Raw genomic sequence first — 20312 nt, 5'->3', positions numbered from 1 at the left:
CCGCGAAGAGGCCAGGCCAGACAACATCAATGCCGGATCAGCTTGCTACGCACCTCAGCACTGGCTTGTTGATCCAGCTCCAGCCAGAAAACCTGCTTGCCGGCAATCTCCGCCGCCGCCGGCAATCCATCGCGATACACCAACCGATTACTCGCCAGCGCCGGCACTTTCGCGCCGGGCAACAGCGTACCCGCGAGGTTCAGCGGATCAACCCCGCACACGGCTACCAGACTCCCGTCATGGGGCCGGCGCCGAACTTCGCGCAGCAACGGAATCGCTTCAGGCAATGCGAACTGCTCGCCCGCCAGACCACTGACAAACCGCCCGCCGCGAATCTCACCCCGCGCCTCCAGCCGATGGAAGGTGCGCAGCAATTCCCGCCAACTTGGCAGCCAGTCCGCCTCGCGTTCCAGCAGACGCCAGAACACCACGCCATAGCGGCGCAGCAAGGTCATGGCGATATGTTCAAGGGTATCGCCCGGCGTCGGCGCCGGACGTTTGTTATCCACCACCGGCGCGGCAGCTGCGCGGCGCAGCAAGGCCCAGCGCCCGGCATCGTCCATCCCGCCGACAAACGCCCCGCGCCCGCGTCGGCTGCTGCGGGCCTGGCGTTTACTGGCGGGGGTGATCAGCGCTCGCAGGCCGGCGAAGCTGTCGGCGTTCACCAGTCCGGCGCCTACCAGCTCCTGCAAGGCGATTTCCAGCTCCGAGCGCAGCAGGTGCGCTTCGTGCATCAGCTCATCGAAAAACAGTGCGCCGTGTTGACTGAGGGCTTGGTGAACCTTTTGCGTTTTCGGCGACAGTTCGTCGACCGGGGTTTGCTCGGTCAGGCTGCTCCACAACCCGACCTGACTGCGCGGCAGCAGCAGAATCGGCGTGCTGCGCAACGCCATGCTGGCGCTCTTGTTGCGCGCAGTCAGGCGGGTCCAGACCAGCTTGCCGCTGCGACACAGATCATCCAGCCAGCTCGCCGAATACCCTTTGATCCGCGCCGGCAGAATGTCGCTGTCCCAGGCCGAAGCCGCGGCAGGGTAGCCTTCGAACTGAGCGACAATCGCCGGCAACACCGCGCTGCCCTGGCCTTGGGTCGCCGCGGACAGATGCTGCCAGTCAAACAGAAAGCGCATGAAGTCCTGCAGCGCTACCGGCTCGATTTCCCGCCGTAGACGCTTGACCGTATAGCGATGAATACGCGCCAGCAGATGCCGTTCGCACCACTCTTCCTGCGGGGCTCCGGGCGTGAACTGGCCGCGCAGCACATAGCCTTCGCGCTCCAGTTGGGCCAGCGCCTGGGTGACCTGAATCGTCGGTAGTCCCAAGGGGGCGGCAATCGCGTGCAGCGGCAACGGACCAAAGGCGCTGAGCCGCGCGCGAACCACCTCAAGTGCCGCAGCGTCCGTGTTCCAGACTTCATCGAAACCCGGCAACGCCTCCAGCGGCGGCGACAATGTGGCGTGTGGATAAATCGCCTGCACACAGGTCAGCCGCTCCAGCGCCAGCCACAGTGATTGCGCCGGGTTGATCTGCAAGCGACTGGCGCGGCCGCTGTCGGCCAAGGCGTTCAGCCATTCGCGCCAATGAGGGTTGGCCTGTGCCTCGGCATCGGTGATGCACGCCAGGCTCATCAACGTCTCATGCATTTCATCGATGCCCGTGGGCGCGGGCCAGGCTTCGTCGCGCACGGCTTGAATGGCCTCGGCATCCAGCGCCCCGAGGTCGTCGGTGGATTGCGGGTCGGTCCAGCGACGATTGAGCACGGCTTGCGTGCGACGCTCTTCCAGCGGCGCATCGTCGAGAAAGGTGTAGGGCCGGGCGCTGAGGATTTCTGCCGCCAGCGGCGAGGGGGCAGGCAGGTCGCGGCTGATCAGGCGCACGTCGCCACGCTCCATGCGGCGCAACAAGGCCAGCCAGCCTTCACAGTCCATGGCGTCGTGGAGGCAATCGTCCAGGGTTTGTTCCACCAGGGGATGCTCGGGAATCTCCCGTTCGCCGGCGAGGTTTTCCACGCAGGCAATCTGATCGGGAAACACGCTGGCGATCAGGTCTTCGCTTTTCATCCGCTGGATCTGCGGTGCGACTTTGCGTCCACCGGTATAACGCGGCAGCGCCAGCGCCACCCCGGCATTCCAGCGCCAGCGTACGCCGAACAGCGGCGCTTCGAGCACCGCTTGAGTCAGGATGTGCTCGGCGCGGTGGCTGTGCAGATACCGCCAGACCTCATCCAGCTCAAAGCTGTGGCTGCTGGACAGCGACAGCACAATGGCGTCCTCGCTGGCGGCCGCCTGCAGTTCAAAGTTGAAGGTGCGGCAGAAGCGCTTGCGCAGGGCCAGCCCCCAGGCGCGGTTGATACGGCTGCCAAACGGGGTGTGGATGATCAGTTGGGTGCCGCCGGACTCGTCGAAAAACCGCTCCATCACCAGCGTGTCTTGCGAGGGCAGGGCGCCGAGGGTCAGCCGTGCACGGGCCAGGTAATCCAGCAGTTGCTCGGCACTGGCCAGATTGAGGCCCAGGGTGTCGGTCAACCAGTCGAGCGCGGTCTGCAAGTCACCGGGCGTGGCGCCCAGCAGGTCATCGAGTTGCCCTTGCAGGCGTGCCACGGCAAACGACAGTTCATCGCTGCGACCGGGTGCTTCACCAAGCCAGAACGGGATGGTCGGCGGCTGACCCTGAGCGTCTTCGACCCGGACCTTGCCGGTTTCCACCCGCAGGATTCGATAAGAAGTGTTGCCTAGCTGGAAGACATCGCCAGCGATGCTTTCCACCGCGAAGTCTTCGTTGACGCTGCCGATGTTCAGCCCTTGAGGCTCCAGCAATACGCTGTAGTCGGCGTTGTCCGGGATGGTCCCGCCACTGGTCACGGCGGTCAGTTTGCTGCCCCGACGACCGCGCAACGTGCGGGTCACGGCGTCGCGGTGCAGGTAAGCGCTGCGGATGCCCTGACGCCCGTTGTAGCCGTCGGCGAGCATGTGCAGCAGCGCCTGATAATGCTGTTCGTCGAGTTCGGCATAAGGCGAGGCCCGGCGGAACAGCTCCAGCAGTGCCTGCTCCTGCCATTCCTGACAGCTGACTTCAGCGATGATCTGTTGCGCGAGTACGTCCAGCGGTGCCCGGGGAATCTGCAAGGTGTCGAGTTCGCCGCGACGCACGCAGTCGAGCAGGGCGATGCATTCGATCAAGTCATCGCGGGTGGTGGCAAACAACCGCCCCTTGGGCGTGCCGCCGACCTGGTGCCCGGAGCGGCCGACCCGTTGCAGAAACCCGGCAATCGAGCGCGGCGAGGCGATCTGGCAGACCAGGTCGACGTCGCCGATGTCGATCCCCAACTCCAGCGAGGCGGTCGCGATCAGCACTTGCAGGTCGCCGCGCTTGAGCCGTTGCTCGGCGTCGAGGCGAAACTCCTTGGCCAGGCTGCCGTGGTGGGCGGCGACCGCGTCCTTGCCCAGACGCTCGCTCAAGTGCCGACTCAGGCGTTCGGCCAGGCGCCGGGTGTTGACGAAGATCAGCGTGGTCCGGTGCTCGCGGGCGAGGGCGGCGAGGCGGTCATACACCAGTTCCCAGACATCGTTGGCCATCACCGCCGATAACGGCACGGGCGGCACTTCGATGTCCAGGTCGCGCGGCCGGGCGTGGCCGATATCGATGATGTCGCACGGACGGTCGCGACCGACCAGAAAACGCGAGACCGCGTCGATCGGCTTTTGCGTGGCAGACAGGCCGATGCGCATCAAGGGATGCGTGCACAGTGCCTGCAAGCGTTCCAGGCTCAGGGCCAGGTGGCTGCCGCGTTTGCTGGCGGCAACGGCGTGGATTTCGTCGACGATGACCGTGCGCGTGGTCTTGAGCATTTGCCGACCCGAGTCGGAGCCAAGCAGCACGTACAGCGATTCCGGCGTGGTCACCAGAATGTGCGGTGCTGTCCTGCGCATGGCCGAGCGGTCTTTTTGCGGCGTATCGCCGGTGCGCACGGCGGTCGTGATCTGCAGTTCGGGCAGGCCCATCAGGCGCAATTGCTCGGTAATGCCGGCCAAGGGGTTTTGCAGGTTGATCTGGATGTCGTTGGACAAGGCTTTCAGCGGCGAGACGTAGACCACCAGGGTTTCGTCGGGCAGGCCACCGGCGGTTTCCAGGCCGCGGTGGACCAGGTCATCGATCACCGCGAGAAACGCGGTGAGGGTCTTGCCGGACCCGGTGGGGGCGGCGATCAATGTTGAACGGTGCTGGCGAATCAACGGCCACGCCCGGGCCTGGGCGGCGGTGACCGTCGGGAACGTGTTGCCGAACCAGGCGCTGACGGCAGGGTGGAAGCCTGTCAGGGCGCTGTCTGCGGGGATGGGCAGGTTCATGGGGTAATTTATGCGGGTGGGGGTGTGAAGTTGCAAGTACCGCTCAAGCTCTCTATTGGCCAGTGGCAGCACCACAATTGCGGGAGATGTACACTTTACGGATGACGGTTGCGCTCTAAACCCGCAAAATGCAACGATTCCGGCACTATCGACGACATTGCCCGCGCGCAATGTCGATTAGCCATTGTTCCAATCAGACTGGGCCTGCTGACTCTATGCGAATGCGCCTTATGTTACTGGGCGGCGGAAATGCCCTTGGGCAGGCGCTGATTCGCCTCGGTGCGGAGGAAGACATCGGCTTCCTCGCCCCCCGCCCACCGCAAGACGGCTGGGATGCCGCGAGCCTGACGCAACTGCTCGACGACACCCGCCCGGACGCGCTGATCAACCTCGCCTACTACTTCGACTGGTTCCAGGCGGAGGTGGTCAGCGAGGAGCGTCTGGCCGGGCAGGAACGGGCGATCGAGCGTCTGGCCGAGCTGTGCCAGCATCACAACATCGTTCTGCTGCAACCGTCGAGCTATCGCGTGTTCGATGGCTCCCGGGCCACGGCCTACAGCGAAAAAGACGAGCCTGTGCCCCTGGGGCTGCGCGGTCAGGCCTTGTGGCGGATCGAGAAAAGTGTGCGCGCCACTTGTCCGCAACATGTGCTGCTGCGTTTCGGCTGGTTGCTCGATGACAGTCCCGACGGCAGCCTCGGGCGTTTTCTCGCTCGGGCAGAAACGCCTGAAGAACTGCTGATGGCCGACGACCGTCGAGGCAATCCGACGCCCGTGGATGACGCCGCACGGGTGATCATTTCGGTACTCAAGCAACTCGATTGTGCCGCGCCGCTGTGGGGCACCTATCATTACGCCGGGCATGAGGCGACCACGCCGCTGGCGCTGGGGCAGGCGATCCTGACCGAAGCCCGTGCCTTGCACCCGCTGGCCATCGAAGCACCGACCGCCCAGGCTCACGCCGCGCGTCCGGATGCCGCCGAAGAGCCGCAACACGCGGTGCTGGCCTGCAAGAAAATTCTGCACACGTTCGGCATCAAGCCCCGCGCCTGGCGCGCGGCACTCCCGGGCTTACTGGATAGGTTTTATCGCCATGGCTGACGGCCCTGTTTTCATCACCGGCGGTGCCGGTTTCATCGGTTCGCACTTGACGGATGCCTTGCTCGCCAAGGGCCATTCGGTGCGGATTCTCGATGACCTGTCCACCGGCAAACGCAGTAATCTGCCGTTGGATAACCCCAAGGTCGAACTGATTTTGGGCGATGTTGCCGACTCGGCACTGGTGGCGCGGGCGATGGTCGGCTGCAGCGCGGTCGCGCACCTGGCGGCGGTGGCTTCGGTGCAGGCGTCGGTGGACGATCCGGTGAAGACTCACCAGAGCAACTTCATCGGCTCGCTGAATGTCTGCGAAGCCATGCGCCAGGCCGGCGTCAAGCGGGTGCTGTTTGCATCCAGCGCAGCGGTCTACGGCAATAACGGCGAAGGTGAGTCGATCGATGAAGAGACGCCCAAGGCCCCGTTGACGCCGTACGCATCGGACAAATTGGCCAGCGAGCATTATTTCGATTTCTACCGTCGCCAACATGCTCTGGAACCGGTGATCTTCCGCTTCTTCAATATCTTCGGCCCGCGACAGGATCCGTCCTCGCCGTATTCCGGGGTCATCAGCATTTTCAGCGAGCGGGCGCAGAAAGGCCTGCCGATCACCGTGTTCGGTGATGGCGAGCAGACGCGCGATTTTGTCTACGTCGAAGACCTGGTCGACTTGCTGGTGCAAGCCATCGAGCAACCACAGGTCGAGGTTGGTGCAGTCAATGTTGGCTGGAACCAGGCCACCACCCTCAAGCAAATGCTTGAAGCGCTGGAGGCGGTGGTCGGTCAGTTGCCGCCCGTGAGCTACGGCCCGGCGCGCTCGGGTGACATTCGCCATTCACGGGCGAACAACCGGCGATTGCTGGAGCGCTTTACCTATCCGCAGCAAACCCCGCTGCGCGTTGGTCTGGCGCGGTTGCTGGGACTCCACTCATTGTAGGAGCGAGCTTGCTCGCGATGGACGTCAACGATAACGCGTTCTTTCTGAATAAAGGCGTCGTTCTTGAGACCATCGCTGGCAAGCCAGCTCCCACAGAGAGCTGGTGGCGGGCTTAGAATTTGTAACCAAGCCCAACCATGTAGATGAACGGATCCACGTCGACATCGACCTTGGCGCGGGTGCCCTGCGCCACGGCGTTATTCTCCACAGTCGCAGTGGTATCGATGTCGATGTAGCGCACCTGGGCGTTGATCATCACGTTGTCGGTCAGCATGTAGTCAGCGCCCACCTGAAACGCCATGCCCCAGGAGTTCTCCGCCTTGAAGTTGCTGAAACCGTTGGCGCTGGCTTCACTGCCGACGTGCTCGTCATAGATCCAGGTGTAGTTGATACCGGCACCGACATACGGCTGGAACACGGACTTCGCGTCCAGTGGGTAGTACACGACGCTCAAGGTTGGCGGCAGGTGTTTCAGGCTGCCGAGTTTACCGTTGGCCGCCCCCAGGGCGGTGCCCTTGAGCTTCACGTCATGTTCGAACGGCGAGGCCGCGAGCAGCTCGATCCCCCAATGGCTGTCGAGCATGTACGCGAAGTTCAGGCCCAGTTGCGTGTCGCTGCTCATGGTGGCCTTGCCGCCCAGGTCGGCACCCGCCAGCGGGCCTTGATCGACCTTGACGCTGGAGCTGTCGGCTTCCGGGTTGACGGTGATCGCACCGGCACGAACGATGATGTCGCCGGCGTCATGGGCATGGGCGAGCGGGGCTGCGAGCGCGAGGGCGAACAGCGAAGCGCTGAGCAAGGACTTGTGCATGGAGGCTCCAGAGGACGTTAAAAATGTTCGATGTCCAATGGTACGCAAGCGTCTGGTCCGGTCTTTTGATTCAGCTCAATGAAACAGTGATGGCCTTGGTTTTTGTAATGTTCTTGAGGGCCTCTTCGCGGGCAAGCCTCGCTCCTACGGGATTGGTGGTGTCCTTGTAGGAGCGAGGCTTGCCCGCGAAGGGGCCTTCCTTGAACACAAAATGGTCGGATTCACTCCGGCAGTTCATACGCGTAAATCTTGTCCGCCTCCATCTGATACCCCGCATCAGCCAACTCACTGCTCGATGCCTTGACCTGCAGCGCCCCCTCGATCCAGTACGGCTGATACAACTCATCGAGTTTCACACCGACTGCGCTTTTCACGTGCACGATCTGGTTCGATGGCGGTGGCGGCACATGAATGCAGGCGCCGAAATAAGGCACCAGCAAAAACTCCGTCGTGCGACCTTCTTCACTGACTTCCAGCGGCACGATGTAGCCAGGCAAGCGAATGTTCTGGCCATCGAGAGCTTTCACCACTGGCGCATCCGGCATGTCCTGCCTGGCCGCGGGCGCCGATTCAGCAGCCAGCGCGTCGCCCATTTGCGACAGGTCGTGCAGTGGCGTCATGTTCGGCACTTCCGGTGCGGCGTCAGGCGGGATCATTTCCGACCAGGTCAGGTCTTTCGGCGCGGCCGCCCACAGCGGCAGGGCGACCAGCATCAACAGCGCAAGCACAGCGCGGGGCATCTTCAGCGTCCTCATAGTCGGATCGACAGGCCATCAGCCAGGGATTGGCGATACGCGCGCCAGGCCGGCACGCTGCCCATCAGCAAGGCGGCGCACAGGATGCCACCGAGCAGCGTCCATTCATATTCGCTTGGCCAGGCAAGGGGCAGATACAAGCCGTAATTGGCCTGGACATAACCCTGGGCGGCGGCGATGCCCACATAGAGCAGCGCCACGCCGGCTATCACCCCCGACAGCGCCAACGCAAACGCTTCCAGCACCAGCAAGGTCGCAATGTGCCAAGGCCGGGCGCCCACCGAGCGCAGAATCGCCATCTCGCGCCGCCGTTCGTTGAGGCTGGTGAGAATGGCGGTGAGCATGCCGATCAACCCGGTCAACACCACGAACAGCGACACCACGAACAAGGCCTTTTCCGCCGTACTCATCAAACTCCACAGTTCTTGCAGCGCCACCCCCGGCAGGATCGCCAGCATCGGTTCGCCCCGGAACTCATTGATCTCGCGCTGCAGGGCAAAGGTCGAAATCTTGCTGTTGAGACCGAGCATGAACGCGGTGATCGCCTGCGGCGTCAGGTCCATGTTGCGGGCCTGATCGGCGCTGATCCGACCGTTGCCGCGGGCCGGCACGCCGTTGTGCCAATCGACATGGATCGCCTCCATGCCGCCGAGGCTGATGTGCAACGTGCGGTCTACCGGGGTGCCGGTGCGCTTGAGAATGCCGACCACGGTGAACGGTTTGTCGTCGTGCTTGACCAGGCTGATCACGGCCACGCCGTGGGCCAGCACCAGTTTTTCGCCCAACTTGTAGTGCAATGCGTCGGCGACTTCGGCGCCGAGCACCACTTCGAACGGGTCTGTGGCGAAGGCACGACCGGCGGCCAGCGCCAGGTGTTGTTGGCGGCCGTACTGGTAATGCGCGAAGTACGCCTCGGTGGTGCCCATCACCCGATATCCGCGATGGGAGTCACCGAGGGACATCGGGATCGCCCACTTCACTTTCGGGTTGTTGGCGAAGTGTTCGAAGCTGTCCCAGCGGATGTTGTTGGTGGCGTTGCCGATGCGGAACACCGAGTACAACAGCAAGTTCACCGAGCCGGAACGGGCGCCGACAATCAGGTCGGTGCCGCTGATGGTGCTGGCGAAACTGGCCTTGGCCTCGGTACGCACCCGTTCCACCGCCAGCAGCAGGCAGACCGACAGGGCGATGGCGAACGCGGTGAGGATCGCGGTAAAGCGGCGGTTAGCCAGGCTGGCCATGGCTAGACGGAACAAATACATCTCAGACCTCGAACGGGGTGGCGGCGCGATTGAGATCGGCCAGCGACAGATTGCGATCGAACAACGGCGCCAGGCTCTGGTCGTGACTGACGAACAACAGGCTCGATCCGGCTTCGCGGCATTCGGCGAACAGCAAGCGGATGAAATTCTCCCGGGCGTCGTAATCCAGGGCCGAAGTCGGTTCATCGGCGATCACCAGTTCCGGCTGGCCGATCAACGCCCGTGCGGCGGCGACCCGTTGCTGTTGGCCGATGGACAACGAATCGGCGCGACGGCCGAGCATGCTTTGATCCTTCAGGCCCAAATGCGCGAGCAAGGTGGCGGCGGCCTGATCGACACTGCCGTGGCGCTGGATCGCCCGTTCGGCGCGCAGTCTGGAGAAGTGGCAGGGCAACTCGACGTTCTCGCGCACCGAGAGAAACGGCAGCAGGTTGAATTGCTGAAAGATGTAGCCGGTGTGATCGACACGAAAACGATCACGCGCGCCCGCGCCGAGTTCGGTCAGTTCCTGGCCGAGCAGGCGGATGCTGCCGCGATCGGGTTTCTGCACCCCACCGAGCAGGCCGAGCAGGGTGGTCTTGCCGCTGCCGCTGGGGCCTTTGAGGAACAAGGTTTCACCCGGCTCCAGGCGAAACGCCGGGATATCCAGCAGTGGCGGGTGACCGGGCCAGCTGAAGCCCAGGTCGGTGAGTTCGATGAGTGCTTGGGTCATTTAACCGGCTTCATAGATGTTGATGACCCGTAGGAGCGAGCTTGCTCGCGATCAACCTGAGAGCGCCGCGGGGTGTCAGGCTTTCAGCGTTATCGTTGCCTACCATCGCGAGCAAGCTCGCTCCTACAGGGGATCGACGGTGAATTTAGAATTTCAGGGCAGCCGCCGTGGCCGTCACTTCGACCCCTTGCTGCCCGCTCGGGCCGATCAGTTGTACCTGAATCTTCCGGGTCGCCGGGAAGGTATTGAATATGTTCGCCAGGTCCAGGGTCTTCAGCGCGCCGGGGGCCGAGCAACTGAATTGGTAATGCGCGTGGATGTCGCTGTGGTCGTGGTGATGCTCGTCCTTGGCGTCATGGTCGTGATCATCGTCGGCATCCGGCTTGTCGCCAAACAACGGGCTTTCCAGTTCCTGGGTCGCCACCACGCAGCCGGCGGCTGTTGGCAGATTGAACAGCGCCAATGGTTTTTCCAGCTGCGCTCGGACGACGGCGACCTTGGCCTTGTCGGCGTCGGTGGTGGCGGCGTGTTCGAAACCCACCAGGTTCATCGCCGGGCTTTCCAGTTCCAGTTCCAGGGTCTGGCCGTCCAGCGCTGCATTCAAGCGACCGACCCCGTGTTCGTGGGCGCCAAGGCTGCCGTGCTCATGGTCATGGTCATGTTCGTCGCCAGCATGGGCGACGGCCAGCGGCAGCAAGGCAAACGGCAGAGCGAGAAGCAGACGGCGCATGACGAGTCTCCGGAAGTAAAATGAATATTTTGTTATGTGATCTTATAACATAAGTGAGCAGAGTTTGACCGCCCGCTTGGCGTTGCACAAGTCCCATGGGAGCATGTGAGTCAGAAATGTGCAGGAGCAGACTTATGTTGCGTATACGCGGAAGCATCGGTGACTGGCCGGTGGATTTGACGCTGGAGCTCGATGACGCCGACTGGGCACGGCTGGGTGCGCAGTTGCAGGTGAGCAAACCCGAGGCCGAGGCCGTTGTCGCCGCGGCCAAACCGGTGAATCAGGATGATGCCCTGTGGCAGATTGCCAAGGACCTGCTGCGCAAGGCCGGGCAATTGAGCGGGCCGGATCTGCTGGAGCAGCTTGAAGGGCTGACGGGCAGTGCGGCGTCGGGCAAGCGGCTGCTGGTGCGACTGCGGCATTGCCCGGACGTGAAGGTAGAGAGCGGCGGGGATACACCGCTGTACCGCTGGCTGTAGGCGCCGGCTTGCTGGCGAAAGCGGCGTGTCAGACAACATTAATGCTGGATGTGACGGCCTCTTCGCTGGCAAGCCAGCTCCTACCGGGCGCCGGCTTGCTGGCGATGAACGATGACGCGGTTTGCAGTGACCCTCAATACAGCGCAGCAAACAACTTGCGGCGATAGGTGGTCACCAGCGGGTGATCGTTGCCCAGCAGTTCGAACACCTGCAGCAACGTCTTGTGCGGCAAGCCTTCGCTGTAGCTGCGATTGCGGATGAACAGCTTGAGCAAGGCATCCAGCGCTGCGTCGTACTGCTGGCGGGCCAGCTGCTGGATCGCCAGCTGGTACACCGCTTCATCGTCCTGCGGGTTTTTCGCCAGGCGCGCTTTCAGGTCCGCCGCATCCGGCAGGTCCCTGGCCTGGCCGAGAAACTGGATCTGTGCCTTGGCACCGGCCAGGGCCGCCTTGTGTTCATCGCTCTTGACCGCGTCGAGCACGGTTTGCGCTTCGCCCAACTCGCCTCGTTCGGTGAGGCAGCGGGCGTAAAGAATCAGCGCCCCGGCGTTGGTGTTGTCTTCGCCCAGCAGCACTGTGAGGGCGGCTTCGGCGTCGGCAAAGCGGTTGTCATCGAACAGTGCCTGAGCCTGTTCGAATGGATCGGCCGCCGCGGGCGGCGGCATCTGCACATGGGGTTCAAGCATTGTGCGCACGGCGGATTCCGGTTGCGCACCGGCAAAACCGTCCACCGGCTGACCGTCCTTGAACAGCACGACCGTCGGCAGGCTGCGAATGCCGAAGCGCGAGACGATGTCCGGCTCGACGTCGCAATTGACCTTGGCCAGCAGCAACTCGCCCTGATAGCTCTCGGCGATGGTTTGCAGCATCGGCATCAGCGCCTTGCACGGCGCACACCATTCGGCCCAGAAATCCACCAGCACCGGTTTGTGGAAAGAGTTCTCGATCACCGATTGCTCGAAGTCGGCAGTGGTGGCGTCGAAGATGTACGGCATTTCCTGACTCATGGAGGATCTCGTAAAAGCGTGGATGGGGCAACTATACGGCTTGGCGGGGTGTGGCCGGAAGGGTGGGGCGTCGGGAGGTGTGTTGCCTGATCGGGCGCCTTCGCGAGCAAGCCCGCTCCCACAGGTTCAGCGTCGGTCTTGAGAGCACCGCTGAACTTGTGGGAGCGAGCTTGCTCGCGATGCTTTTAGCCGCGCCGCGCGTGATACAGGCTCACATGCCGGAACTCTTCAGGCTCGGCCAGATCGGGCAAGGTCATCGCCTCCAGCATCTCGATGCGCCGATACAGCGGATGACGAAAATCCCTCACCCGCGAATCCGCCACCAACGCTTCCCGGCCGCGGCTCAGGAACTCGTCGAGCAGCGGCAGATTCGCCCGGTCATACAGCACATCGGCCACCAGAATCAGATCGAACCGATCCGCCTCGGCAAAAAAATCCGTCGAGTAGCTGAGCTGTACCTCATTGAGTTCGGCATTCGCCCGACACGCAGCGATTGCCAGCGGATCCAGGTCGCACGCCACCACTTCCAGCGCCCCGGCCTTGACGGCGGCAATCCCCGCCACCCCGGAACCGGCGCCGAAATCCAGCACCCGCTTGCCTTTGACCCATTCAGGGAATTCAGTCAGATAGCGGGCCACCGCCAGCCCGCTGGCCCAGCAGAAACTCCAGTACGGCGGCTCATGCAGAATCCGCCGGGTTTCTTCCGGGCTGAAGGCGCGGTCCATCTTGTCGCCGTCGATCAGCCAAAGCTTCAGTTCGGTATCCGGCAAGGCACAAGCCACCAGCTGTGCATCACCGAGCAGTCCGGCCAACGCCTGTTGCAGGTCGAGCGGTGCAATCATGGTGCTTTGACGAACTGCAGTTGACCCATCGCCTGGGTCGTTGGCTGGGTGATGACTTGCGACGGCAGGTGCAAAATCAACTGACCGGACTGGCTGGCGCGGCCACGCAGTTCAACGCGGGCACCTGCCGGAAAGGATTCGGGGTTGAAACGCAGGCGAAATGGCAACACCTGGTTGGTGCCGATCAGGCTGGAGCTGGCGAGCAATTGTTGCGGGCGGTCCTGGTTGTCGATCACCAGCAGCGCCAGTTCGACTTCTGCGCCGGCCGGCACGCCTTGCAAGGTGCCGCTCAATTCACGTTGATACGCGGGCAACGGGCCGAGGTCGGCAGACTCCTTGGCTTTCTTTTGCGCCTGTTGCGGCGCTGGGCCGGGTGTCGGTGGCTGGGGCGCATCGCTGCTACAGGCCACCAGCAGGCTGAAAAGACTGAGCAAAATAAGCGGTCGTATGGACATTGGTGGCTCCAGCTGGGTGAAATCCATGGATCAAACGATATAACCCGTCTGTATACCGCAAAGCCTATGGCTTGTCTTGCCACCCGGATGCGCTACCATGGCCCTCCCTTTTTTTGTTGCCTGCCACCATGCACTGTCCATTCTGCGGTGCCAACGACACCAAGGTCATCGACTCGCGTCTGGTCGCCGAAGGCGAACAGGTGCGCCGCCGGCGCGAATGCCTGGCCTGCGGCGAGCGTTTCACGACGTTCGAGACGGCTGAACTGGTGTTGCCGCGCCTGATCAAAACCGACGGCAGCCGCCAGCCGTTCGACGAAGAAAAACTGCGTGCCGGCATGCAGCGTGCGCTGGAGAAGCGCCCGGTGAGTGTCGAGCGCCTCGAATCGTCGCTGGTGCACATCAAACATAAACTGCGCGCCACCGGCGAGCGCGAGGTCAAATCCCTCGTGGTCGGTGAACTGGTGATGGCCGAGCTGCAAAAGCTCGACGAAGTCGCCTACATTCGTTTCGCCTCCGTGTATCGGCGCTTCCAGGACCTCAACGAGTTCCGCGAAGAGATCGATCGCCTGGCCCGTGAGCCGGTGAAAGAATGACCATCTCCCCAGAACAAGCCATCCTCGACGCCCATTACATGGCCCGCGCGCTGGAACTGGCGCGCAAAGGTCATTACACGACACACCCCAACCCGCGGGTGGGCTGCGTGATCGTGCGTGACGGGCAAATCGTCGGCGAAGGCTGGCACGTACGCACCGGCGAACCCCATGCCGAAGTCCACGCCCTGCGCGCCGCTGGCGGCAAGGCTCGGGGCGCCACGGCCTACGTGACCCTCGAACCTTGCAGCCATCACGGCCACACGCCGCCCTGCGCCGATGCGTTGGTGAATGCCGGGCTGGCGCGGGTGGTGGCGGCGATGCAGGACCCGAATCCGGAAGTCGCCGGTCGCGGCCTGCAACGCCTGGCCCAGGCCGGCATCGCGACCGACAGCGGCGTGCTGGAAGGTGAGGCGCGCAAGCTCAACGAAGGCTTCCTCAAACGCATGGAACACGGCTTGCCGTTCGTGCGGGTCAAGTTGGCCATGAGCCTGGACGGTCGCACGGCGATGGACAGCGGCGAAAGCCAGTGGATCACCGGCACTGCAGCGCGTTCGGCGGTACAACGCCTGCGCGCCCAGGCCAGCGTGGTGCTGACCGGTGCCGACACGGTGCTGGCCGACAACGCCCGCTTGACCGTGCGTGCCGACGAGTTGGGCCTGGACGCGGAACAAACGGCGTTGGCGATGAGCCGTCCGCCGCTGCGCGTGCTGATCGACGGCCGCCTTGCGCGTGCCGCTGATGCGCCGTTCTTCAAGGCCGGCCCGGCGCTGGTTGCCACTTGCATGGCCGTCGAAGAGCAATACGCCAACGGTCCGGAATGCCTGATCGTGGCCGGTGAAGATGGCCTGGTCGACCTGCGCAAACTGCTGGTCGAGCTCGCCCATCGTGGCGTCAACGAAGTGTTGGTCGAAGCGGGTCCGCGTCTCGCCGGCGCCTTTGCCCGGCAGGGACTGGTCGACGAATTCCAGATTTTCATCGCCGGCAAGTTCCTTGGCTCCTCGGCACGGCCGTTGCTGGACTGGCCGCTGGCGCAGATGAAAGACGCACCCGAGCTCAAAATCACCGAAATCCGTGCGGTTGGCGATGATTGGCGAGTCATCGCCATTCCTGTGCCAGCGGCGAGCGTATAATTCCCGGCCTGCGCCACGCGACGGCCCTGTTCTCGAGGAGGACTCCATGTTTACCGGCATCATCGAATCCATCGGCAGTATTCGTGCATTGACCCCAAAAGGCGGAGATGTGCGGGTACACGTAGACACCGGCAAGCTCGATTTGAGCGACGTCAAACTGGGCGACAGCATTGCGGTCAATGGCGTATGCCTGACGGCGGTTGAATTGCCGGGTAACGGTTTTGCTGCAGACGTCAGCCGTGAAACCCTCGACTGCACCGCCATGAACGACCTGAAAAGCGGCAGCCCGGTCAACCTCGAAAAAGCCCTGACCCCGACCACACGTCTGGGCGGGCACCTGGTCAGCGGTCATGTCGATGGCGTGGGCGAAGTGGTTGCCCGCACCGAAAACGCGCGTGCCGTGGAATTCCGCATCCGCGCCCCCAAAGAACTGGCGAAGTACATCGCCCACAAAGGCTCGATCACCGTCGACGGCACCAGCCTGACCGTGAACGCGGTCGATGGCGCCGAGTTCCTGCTGACGATCATTCCGCATACCCTGAGCGAAACCATCATGGCGTCTTATCAGCCAGGTCGCCGGGTGAACCTGGAAGTGGACTTGCTGGCACGTTATCTGGAGCGCCTGTTGCTGGGCGACAAGGCCGCAGAGCCAACCTCCGGTGGCAACATTACCGAAAGCTTTCTGGCCGCCAACGGCTACCTCAAATCCTGAAACTCAATTTTGAAAGAAGGGGGGTGCCTTGTGGCGCTCAATAGCATCGAAGAGCTGGTTGAAGATATCCGCCAAGGCAAGATGGTCATCCTCATGGATGACGAAGACCGCGAGAACGAAGGCGACCTGATCATGGCCGCCGAGTGCTGCCAGCCCGAACACATCAACTTCATGGCCAAGCACGCCCGTGGCCTGATCTGCATGCCGATGAGCCGCGAGCGCTGCGAACTGCTGAAGCTGCCGTTGATGGCGCCGCGCAACGGTTCCGGTTTCGGCACCAAGTTCACCGTGTCCATCGAAGCGGCCACCGGCGTGACCACCGGCATCTCCGCGGCCGACCGTGCGCGCACCGTGCAGGCCGCCGCCGCGAAAGACGCCAAGGCTGAAGACATCGTCAGCCCCGGCCACATCTTCCCGCTGATGGCCCAGGCCGGCGGTACCCTGGCCCGTGCCGGCCACACCGAAGCGGCATGCGACCTGGCGCGCATGGCCGGTTTCGAGCCGAGCGGGGTGATCTGCGAAGTGATGAACGACGACGGCACCATGTCCCGTCGCGCCGAACTTGAGGCTTTTGCGGCCGAGCACAACATCAAGATCGGCACCATCGCCGACCTGATCCACTACCGGATGATCCACGAACGTACCGTTCAGCGGATTGCCGAGCAGCCACTGGACAGCGAACTGGGCCAATTCAACCTGGTGACCTATCGTGATTCCGTGGAAGGCGACGTGCACATGGCGTTGACCCTGGGCACCGTGTGCGGCGAAGAGCCGACCCTGGTCCGGGTGCACAACATGGACCCGCTGCGCGACTTGCTGATGGTCAAGCAGCCCGGCCGCTGGAGCCTGCGCGCCGCCATGGCCGCGGTTGCCGAGGCCGGCAGCGGCGTGGTGCTGTTGCTCGGTCACCCGCTCGATGGCGACGTGTTGCTGGCACACATCCGTGAAACCGCGGAGCACGTCCCGGCGAAAAAACCGACCACCTACAGCATCGTCGGTGCCGGTTCGCAGATCCTTCGGGACCTGGGCGTGCGCAAAATGCGCCTGATGAGTGCGCCGATGAAATTTAATGCGATATCCGGTTTCGATCTGGAAGTTGTAGAATACGTGCCCTCCGAATAATGACCGGCAGTTTGCGGGTCTGTATTCGCGGTTAACAAATCACTGAGGGATGCGTAGAAAACGCGTCCCGGCTCTTTAAGAGATCTAACGAATGACCCTGAAGACCATCGAAGGTACCTTCATCGCCCCTAAAGGCCGCTACGCTCTGGTAGTGGGCCGTTTCAACAGCTTCGTGGTTGAAAGCCTGGTCAGCGGTGCAGTTGATGCCCTGGTTCGCCATGGCGTGAGCGAAAGCGACATCACCATCATCCGTGCGCCTGGCGCCTTCGAAATCCCGCTGGTTGCGCAGAAAGTCGCTCAGAAAGGCGAGTTCGCAGCCATCATCGCCCTGGGTGCGGTCATTCGTGGCGGTACTCCGCACTTCGAATACGTGGCGGGCGAGTGCACCAAGGGCCTGGCCCAGGTGTCCATGGAGTTCGGTTTGCCGGTCGCTTTCGGCGTGCTGACCGTTGATTCCATCGAGCAAGCCATCGAACGTTCCGGCACCAAGGCCGGCAACAAAGGTGCTGAAGCTGCCCTGTCCGCCCTGGAAATGGTCAGCCTGCTGGCGCAGTTGGAGGCCAAGTGATTAGCGACGAAAGCGATCGTTTCAACCCGCGCGATCCAAAGCCTGCGGACGCCGGCAAGCCATCGAAAAGCGTCAAGCGTCGCGAAGCCCGTCAGCTCGCGACACAGGCGCTGTACCAATGGCACATGGCCAAGCAATCTTTGAACGAGATCGAAGCGCAGTTCCGGGTCGATAACGATTTCAGCGATGTCGATGCCGCTTACTTTCACGACATCCTGCACGGCGTTCCGGCTCACAAGCCTGAGATCGACGCTGCACTGACGCCGTGCCTGGACATCACCATCGAAGAACTGGACCCGGTTGAACTGGCCGTTCTGCGCCTGTCGACCTGGGAACTGCTCAAGCGCGTCGACGTGCCGTACCGCGTTGTGATCAACGAAGGTATCGAGCTGGCGAAAGTCTTCGGCTCCACCGACGGCCACAAGTTCGTCAACGGTGTGCTCGACAAACTGGCCCCGCGTCTGCGTGAAGCTGAAGTGAAGGCGTTCAAGCGCTGACAAGCGCTTGCAGCTGCCATGGGCGAATTTGAGCTGATCCGCAATTTCTTCGCCGCCGCGCCCTGTGCGCAGGGCGGCGAGGGCGTTGCTCTGGGGATCGGTGACGATTGCGCCTTGCTGGCTGTTTCCTCCGGGGAACAGTTGGCTGTTTCCACCGACACCCTCGTGGCCGGTGTGCATTTCGCAGACCCCTGCGACCCGTTTCTGCTCGGTCAGCGCTCGCTGGCCGTGGCCGTCAGCGACCTGGCTGCCATGGGCGCCACTCCTGTTGCCTTTACTCTTGCCTTGACCTTGCCGACGGTGACTGCCGATTGGCTGGAGGCCTACGCCCGTGGTTTGAACCTCATGGCGCAGGGCTGCGGTGTGGCACTGGTAGGCGGCGATACCACCCGTGGGCCATTGAGCCTGACCATGACCGTGTTCGGGCGTGTGCCCAGTGGTTTGGCGTTGACCCGTGGCGGCGCGAAGCCAGGCGATTTGTTGTGCGTAGGCGGTGACCTCGGTAAAGCCGCCGGCGCCTTGCCGCTGGTGCTCGGCCAGCGTACGGCTGAACCGGCTATCGCCGATCCGCTGCTGGCGCATTACTGGTCGCCACAACCGCAGCTGGGGCTGGGCATCGCGTTGCGGGGCAAGGCGACCTCGGCGCTGGACATCTCCGACGGCCTGCTCGCCGACTGTGGGCATATCGCCCTGGCATCGAAGGTCGGCATTCAAGTTGAACGGGACCGTTTGCCGCTGTCGAAGGCTTTAGTGGCCTTGCTCGGTCAGTCGGGCGCCGAATCGGCAGCGCTCAGCGGCGGTGACGATTACGTGCTGGCCTTCACCTTGCCGACCGTCGAGTTAGCGCCATTGCTGGCTGGCGGCTGGCCGATCCATGTGGTCGGACGAGTCATCGCGGGGCAGGGCGTGACATTGCTGGATGCCGACGGGCAAGACATCACCCCGCAAACCCGGGGTTATCAACATTTTCGGGAGACACCGTGACAGATCATCCCAATCAAGTCCCGGCGGAGTTCGTACCGCCCTCGGTCTGGCGCAATCCCTGGCATTTCATCGCGTTCGGCTTCGGCTCGGGCACCCTGCCAAAAGCGCCGGGTACCTGGGGTTCGTTAGTTGCGCTACCCTTTATTCCGTTGTGGCAGATGTTGCCCGACTGGGGTTACTGGCTGATGCTGGGCATCACCATGCTGTTCGGCTTCTGGCTGTGCGGCAAGGTGGCTGACGATTTGCGGGTACACGACCACGAAGGCATCGTCTGGGACGAAATGGTCGGGATGTGGATCACCCTGTGGCTGGTACCGGAAGGTTGGTATTGGTTGCTGGCAGGTTTTCTGATGTTCCGTTTCTTCGATATCCTCAAGCCGTGGCCGATTCACTGGATCGACCGGCATGTGCATGGTGGCGTCGGGATCATGCTCGACGATGTATTGGCCGGGGTGTTTGCGTGGTTGGCGATGCAGGGGCTGGTATGGATTTTCGCCTGAGTGGCGCAACAGGGGACTAGGGATGGCTCGACGCTGGCTGCTGGTCATGGTGTTCGCGATGCTGGGTGCCCTTGCCCAGGCGGCGGATGAACCGACGACCCCCTCCGTGATTCATCTGGCCAGCGAAGACTGGGAAGACTACACCGCCGCTGACGGTCACGGCTTGGGCTGGGACGTGTTGCGCGAGGTGTTCGAGCCGGCCGGGGTCAAGCTGGATATCCGTACCGAGCCCTACGTGCGCGCCATGGGGCTGGCCCAGCGGGGTGAAGTGGACGCTTGTGTCGGTTCCTATCGCGACGAGGCCAAGGATTTGCTCTATCCGCGCTGGCGCTTCGATACCGATCACATCTATGCCCTGGGCCTGTCCAGCAACCCGGCGCCGACCCTGGAAACCCTGGGCAGCTACCGATTGGCCTGGGTCCGCGGCTACGATTATCAGGACTACCTGCCCAACGTGCGTCGCTACAACGAAGTCTTGCGGCGTACTGGAATCCTGTCGATGCTGGTTCACAATCGCGCCGACTTTTACATCGATGCGCTGACCGAGGTCGACTACGTCGTCAAGCGGGCCAGGGATCCCTCGCAGTTCCGTCGCACCCATATAGCGGAATTGCCGCTGTACCTGTGCTTCGCCGATACGCCCAGGGCCCGTGCATTGATGGCGCTGTTCGACCAACGCATGGAGCAATTGGTGAAAAGCGGCCGGCTGAAACCGATTTTCGAGCGTTGGAAGCAGCCTTATCCGTTTTGATTCGAATTGAACCCGGCTCTTGAAACTGG

The 20312-nt window shown here is 62.8% G+C and carries 21 protein-coding genes; 12 read left to right on the top strand and 9 right to left on the bottom strand.

Features of this window, described 5'->3' with window-relative positions; genetic code table 11:
• Positions 1-26: 26 nt before the first annotated feature.
• Entirely contained in the window at positions 27-4343 is a 4317-nt protein-coding gene (locus BZ163_RS21305) for a DEAD/DEAH box helicase (RefSeq protein WP_128872487.1), read from the bottom strand.
• A gap of 215 nt (positions 4344-4558) precedes the next feature.
• On the opposite strand from BZ163_RS21305, the gene BZ163_RS21300 reads away from it, so the two are divergent.
• Positions 4559-5443 carry a sugar nucleotide-binding protein gene (locus BZ163_RS21300; protein ID WP_128872486.1) on the top strand — a complete coding sequence of 295 codons (885 nt, stop codon included), beginning with the start codon at positions 4559-4561 and terminating at the stop codon, positions 5441-5443.
• The gene (locus BZ163_RS21295; protein ID WP_128872485.1) at positions 5436-6374 is read left to right on the top strand and encodes an NAD-dependent epimerase/dehydratase family protein; all 939 of its coding nucleotides are present in this window, start codon (positions 5436-5438) and stop codon (positions 6372-6374) included. The genes BZ163_RS21300 and BZ163_RS21295 overlap by 8 nt, the downstream gene beginning before the upstream one ends.
• A gap of 112 nt (positions 6375-6486) precedes the next feature.
• On the opposite strand, the gene BZ163_RS21290 is transcribed toward BZ163_RS21295, so the two are convergent.
• The 5 genes from BZ163_RS21290 to BZ163_RS21270 form a co-directional block, all read right to left on the bottom strand.
• On the bottom strand, positions 6487-7185 hold the full coding sequence (locus BZ163_RS21290; RefSeq protein ID WP_128872484.1) for an OmpW family protein: 699 nt from the start codon (positions 7183-7185) through the stop codon (positions 6487-6489).
• 221 nt (positions 7186-7406) lie between these two features.
• Positions 7407-7925 (bottom strand): DUF3299 domain-containing protein, encoded by a 519-nt coding sequence (locus BZ163_RS21285; protein WP_128872483.1) that lies wholly within the window; start codon positions 7923-7925, stop codon positions 7407-7409.
• 11 nt (positions 7926-7936) lie between these two features.
• Positions 7937-9202, bottom strand: coding sequence for an ABC transporter permease (locus tag BZ163_RS21280; RefSeq protein WP_128872482.1), 1266 nt, complete (start codon positions 9200-9202; stop codon positions 7937-7939).
• A 1-nt stretch (position 9203) separates the two neighbouring features.
• The gene (locus BZ163_RS21275; RefSeq protein ID WP_128872481.1) at positions 9204-9914 is read right to left on the bottom strand and encodes an ABC transporter ATP-binding protein; all 711 of its coding nucleotides are present in this window, start codon (positions 9912-9914) and stop codon (positions 9204-9206) included.
• A gap of 145 nt (positions 9915-10059) precedes the next feature.
• The gene (locus tag BZ163_RS21270) at positions 10060-10644 is read right to left on the bottom strand and encodes a DUF2796 domain-containing protein (RefSeq protein WP_128872480.1); all 585 of its coding nucleotides are present in this window, start codon (positions 10642-10644) and stop codon (positions 10060-10062) included.
• 134 nt (positions 10645-10778) lie between these two features.
• Here BZ163_RS21270 and BZ163_RS21265 point away from each other — a divergent pair, with 134 nt between their 5' ends.
• Complete coding sequence (locus BZ163_RS21265; protein ID WP_128872479.1) at positions 10779-11123, top strand: hypothetical protein; 345 nt, start codon at positions 10779-10781, stop codon at positions 11121-11123.
• A gap of 133 nt (positions 11124-11256) precedes the next feature.
• Here the strand turns inward: BZ163_RS21265 and trxA are convergent, their stop codons facing one another.
• The 3 genes from trxA to BZ163_RS21250 all read right to left on the bottom strand — a co-directional run bounded on the left by trxA (position 11257) and on the right by BZ163_RS21250 (position 13426).
• Complete coding sequence (gene trxA / locus BZ163_RS21260) at positions 11257-12129, bottom strand: thioredoxin (RefSeq protein ID WP_128872478.1); 873 nt, start codon at positions 12127-12129, stop codon at positions 11257-11259.
• A gap of 185 nt (positions 12130-12314) precedes the next feature.
• Positions 12315-12971: a methyltransferase gene (locus tag BZ163_RS21255; RefSeq protein ID WP_128872477.1), complete on the bottom strand. Its 657-nt coding sequence runs from the start codon at positions 12969-12971 to the stop codon at positions 12315-12317.
• Positions 12968-13426 (bottom strand): YbaY family lipoprotein, encoded by a 459-nt coding sequence (locus tag BZ163_RS21250; RefSeq protein WP_128872476.1) that lies wholly within the window; start codon positions 13424-13426, stop codon positions 12968-12970. The genes BZ163_RS21255 and BZ163_RS21250 overlap by 4 nt, the downstream gene beginning before the upstream one ends.
• Before the next feature lie 128 nt (positions 13427-13554).
• Here BZ163_RS21250 and nrdR point away from each other — a divergent pair, with 128 nt between their 5' ends.
• The 9 genes from nrdR to BZ163_RS21205 all read left to right on the top strand — a co-directional run bounded on the left by nrdR (position 13555) and on the right by BZ163_RS21205 (position 20283).
• Positions 13555-14019, top strand: a complete 465-nt coding sequence (gene nrdR, locus BZ163_RS21245; RefSeq protein ID WP_003228656.1) for a transcriptional regulator NrdR — start codon at positions 13555-13557, stop codon at positions 14017-14019.
• Positions 14016-15149, top strand: coding sequence for a bifunctional diaminohydroxyphosphoribosylaminopyrimidine deaminase/5-amino-6-(5-phosphoribosylamino)uracil reductase RibD (gene ribD, locus BZ163_RS21240; protein WP_128872475.1), 1134 nt, complete (start codon positions 14016-14018; stop codon positions 15147-15149). The genes nrdR and ribD overlap by 4 nt, the downstream gene beginning before the upstream one ends.
• A 46-nt stretch (positions 15150-15195) precedes the next feature.
• Entirely contained in the window at positions 15196-15861 is a 666-nt protein-coding gene (locus tag BZ163_RS21235) for a riboflavin synthase (RefSeq protein WP_128872474.1), read from the top strand.
• A 30-nt stretch (positions 15862-15891) separates the two neighbouring features.
• The gene (gene ribBA, locus BZ163_RS21230; protein WP_064680021.1) at positions 15892-16983 is read left to right on the top strand and encodes a bifunctional 3,4-dihydroxy-2-butanone-4-phosphate synthase/GTP cyclohydrolase II; all 1092 of its coding nucleotides are present in this window, start codon (positions 15892-15894) and stop codon (positions 16981-16983) included.
• A gap of 91 nt (positions 16984-17074) precedes the next feature.
• Positions 17075-17551, top strand: coding sequence for a 6,7-dimethyl-8-ribityllumazine synthase (gene ribE / locus BZ163_RS21225; RefSeq protein WP_128872473.1), 477 nt, complete (start codon positions 17075-17077; stop codon positions 17549-17551).
• Positions 17548-18048 (top strand): transcription antitermination factor NusB, encoded by a 501-nt coding sequence (nusB, locus tag BZ163_RS21220; RefSeq protein ID WP_008153530.1) that lies wholly within the window; start codon positions 17548-17550, stop codon positions 18046-18048. The genes ribE and nusB overlap by 4 nt, the downstream gene beginning before the upstream one ends.
• Before the next feature lie 18 nt (positions 18049-18066).
• A complete protein-coding gene (gene thiL, locus BZ163_RS21215) occupies positions 18067-19032 on the top strand; it encodes a thiamine-phosphate kinase (protein ID WP_128872472.1) in 966 nt (321 codons plus the stop codon).
• Positions 19029-19532 carry a phosphatidylglycerophosphatase A gene (locus tag BZ163_RS21210; protein WP_128872471.1) on the top strand — a complete coding sequence of 168 codons (504 nt, stop codon included), beginning with the start codon at positions 19029-19031 and terminating at the stop codon, positions 19530-19532. The genes thiL and BZ163_RS21210 overlap by 4 nt, the downstream gene beginning before the upstream one ends.
• A gap of 22 nt (positions 19533-19554) precedes the next feature.
• The gene (locus BZ163_RS21205; protein WP_128872470.1) at positions 19555-20283 is read left to right on the top strand and encodes an ABC transporter substrate-binding protein; all 729 of its coding nucleotides are present in this window, start codon (positions 19555-19557) and stop codon (positions 20281-20283) included.
• Positions 20284-20312 lie beyond the last annotated feature (29 nt).

Source organism: Pseudomonas sp. VI4.1, assembly GCF_002029345.1.
Taxonomy (GTDB): Bacteria; Pseudomonadota; Gammaproteobacteria; order Pseudomonadales; family Pseudomonadaceae; genus Aquipseudomonas.
Note: the sequence above shows the minus strand (reverse complement) of the source record. Positions and strands in the feature narration are given on the sequence as shown.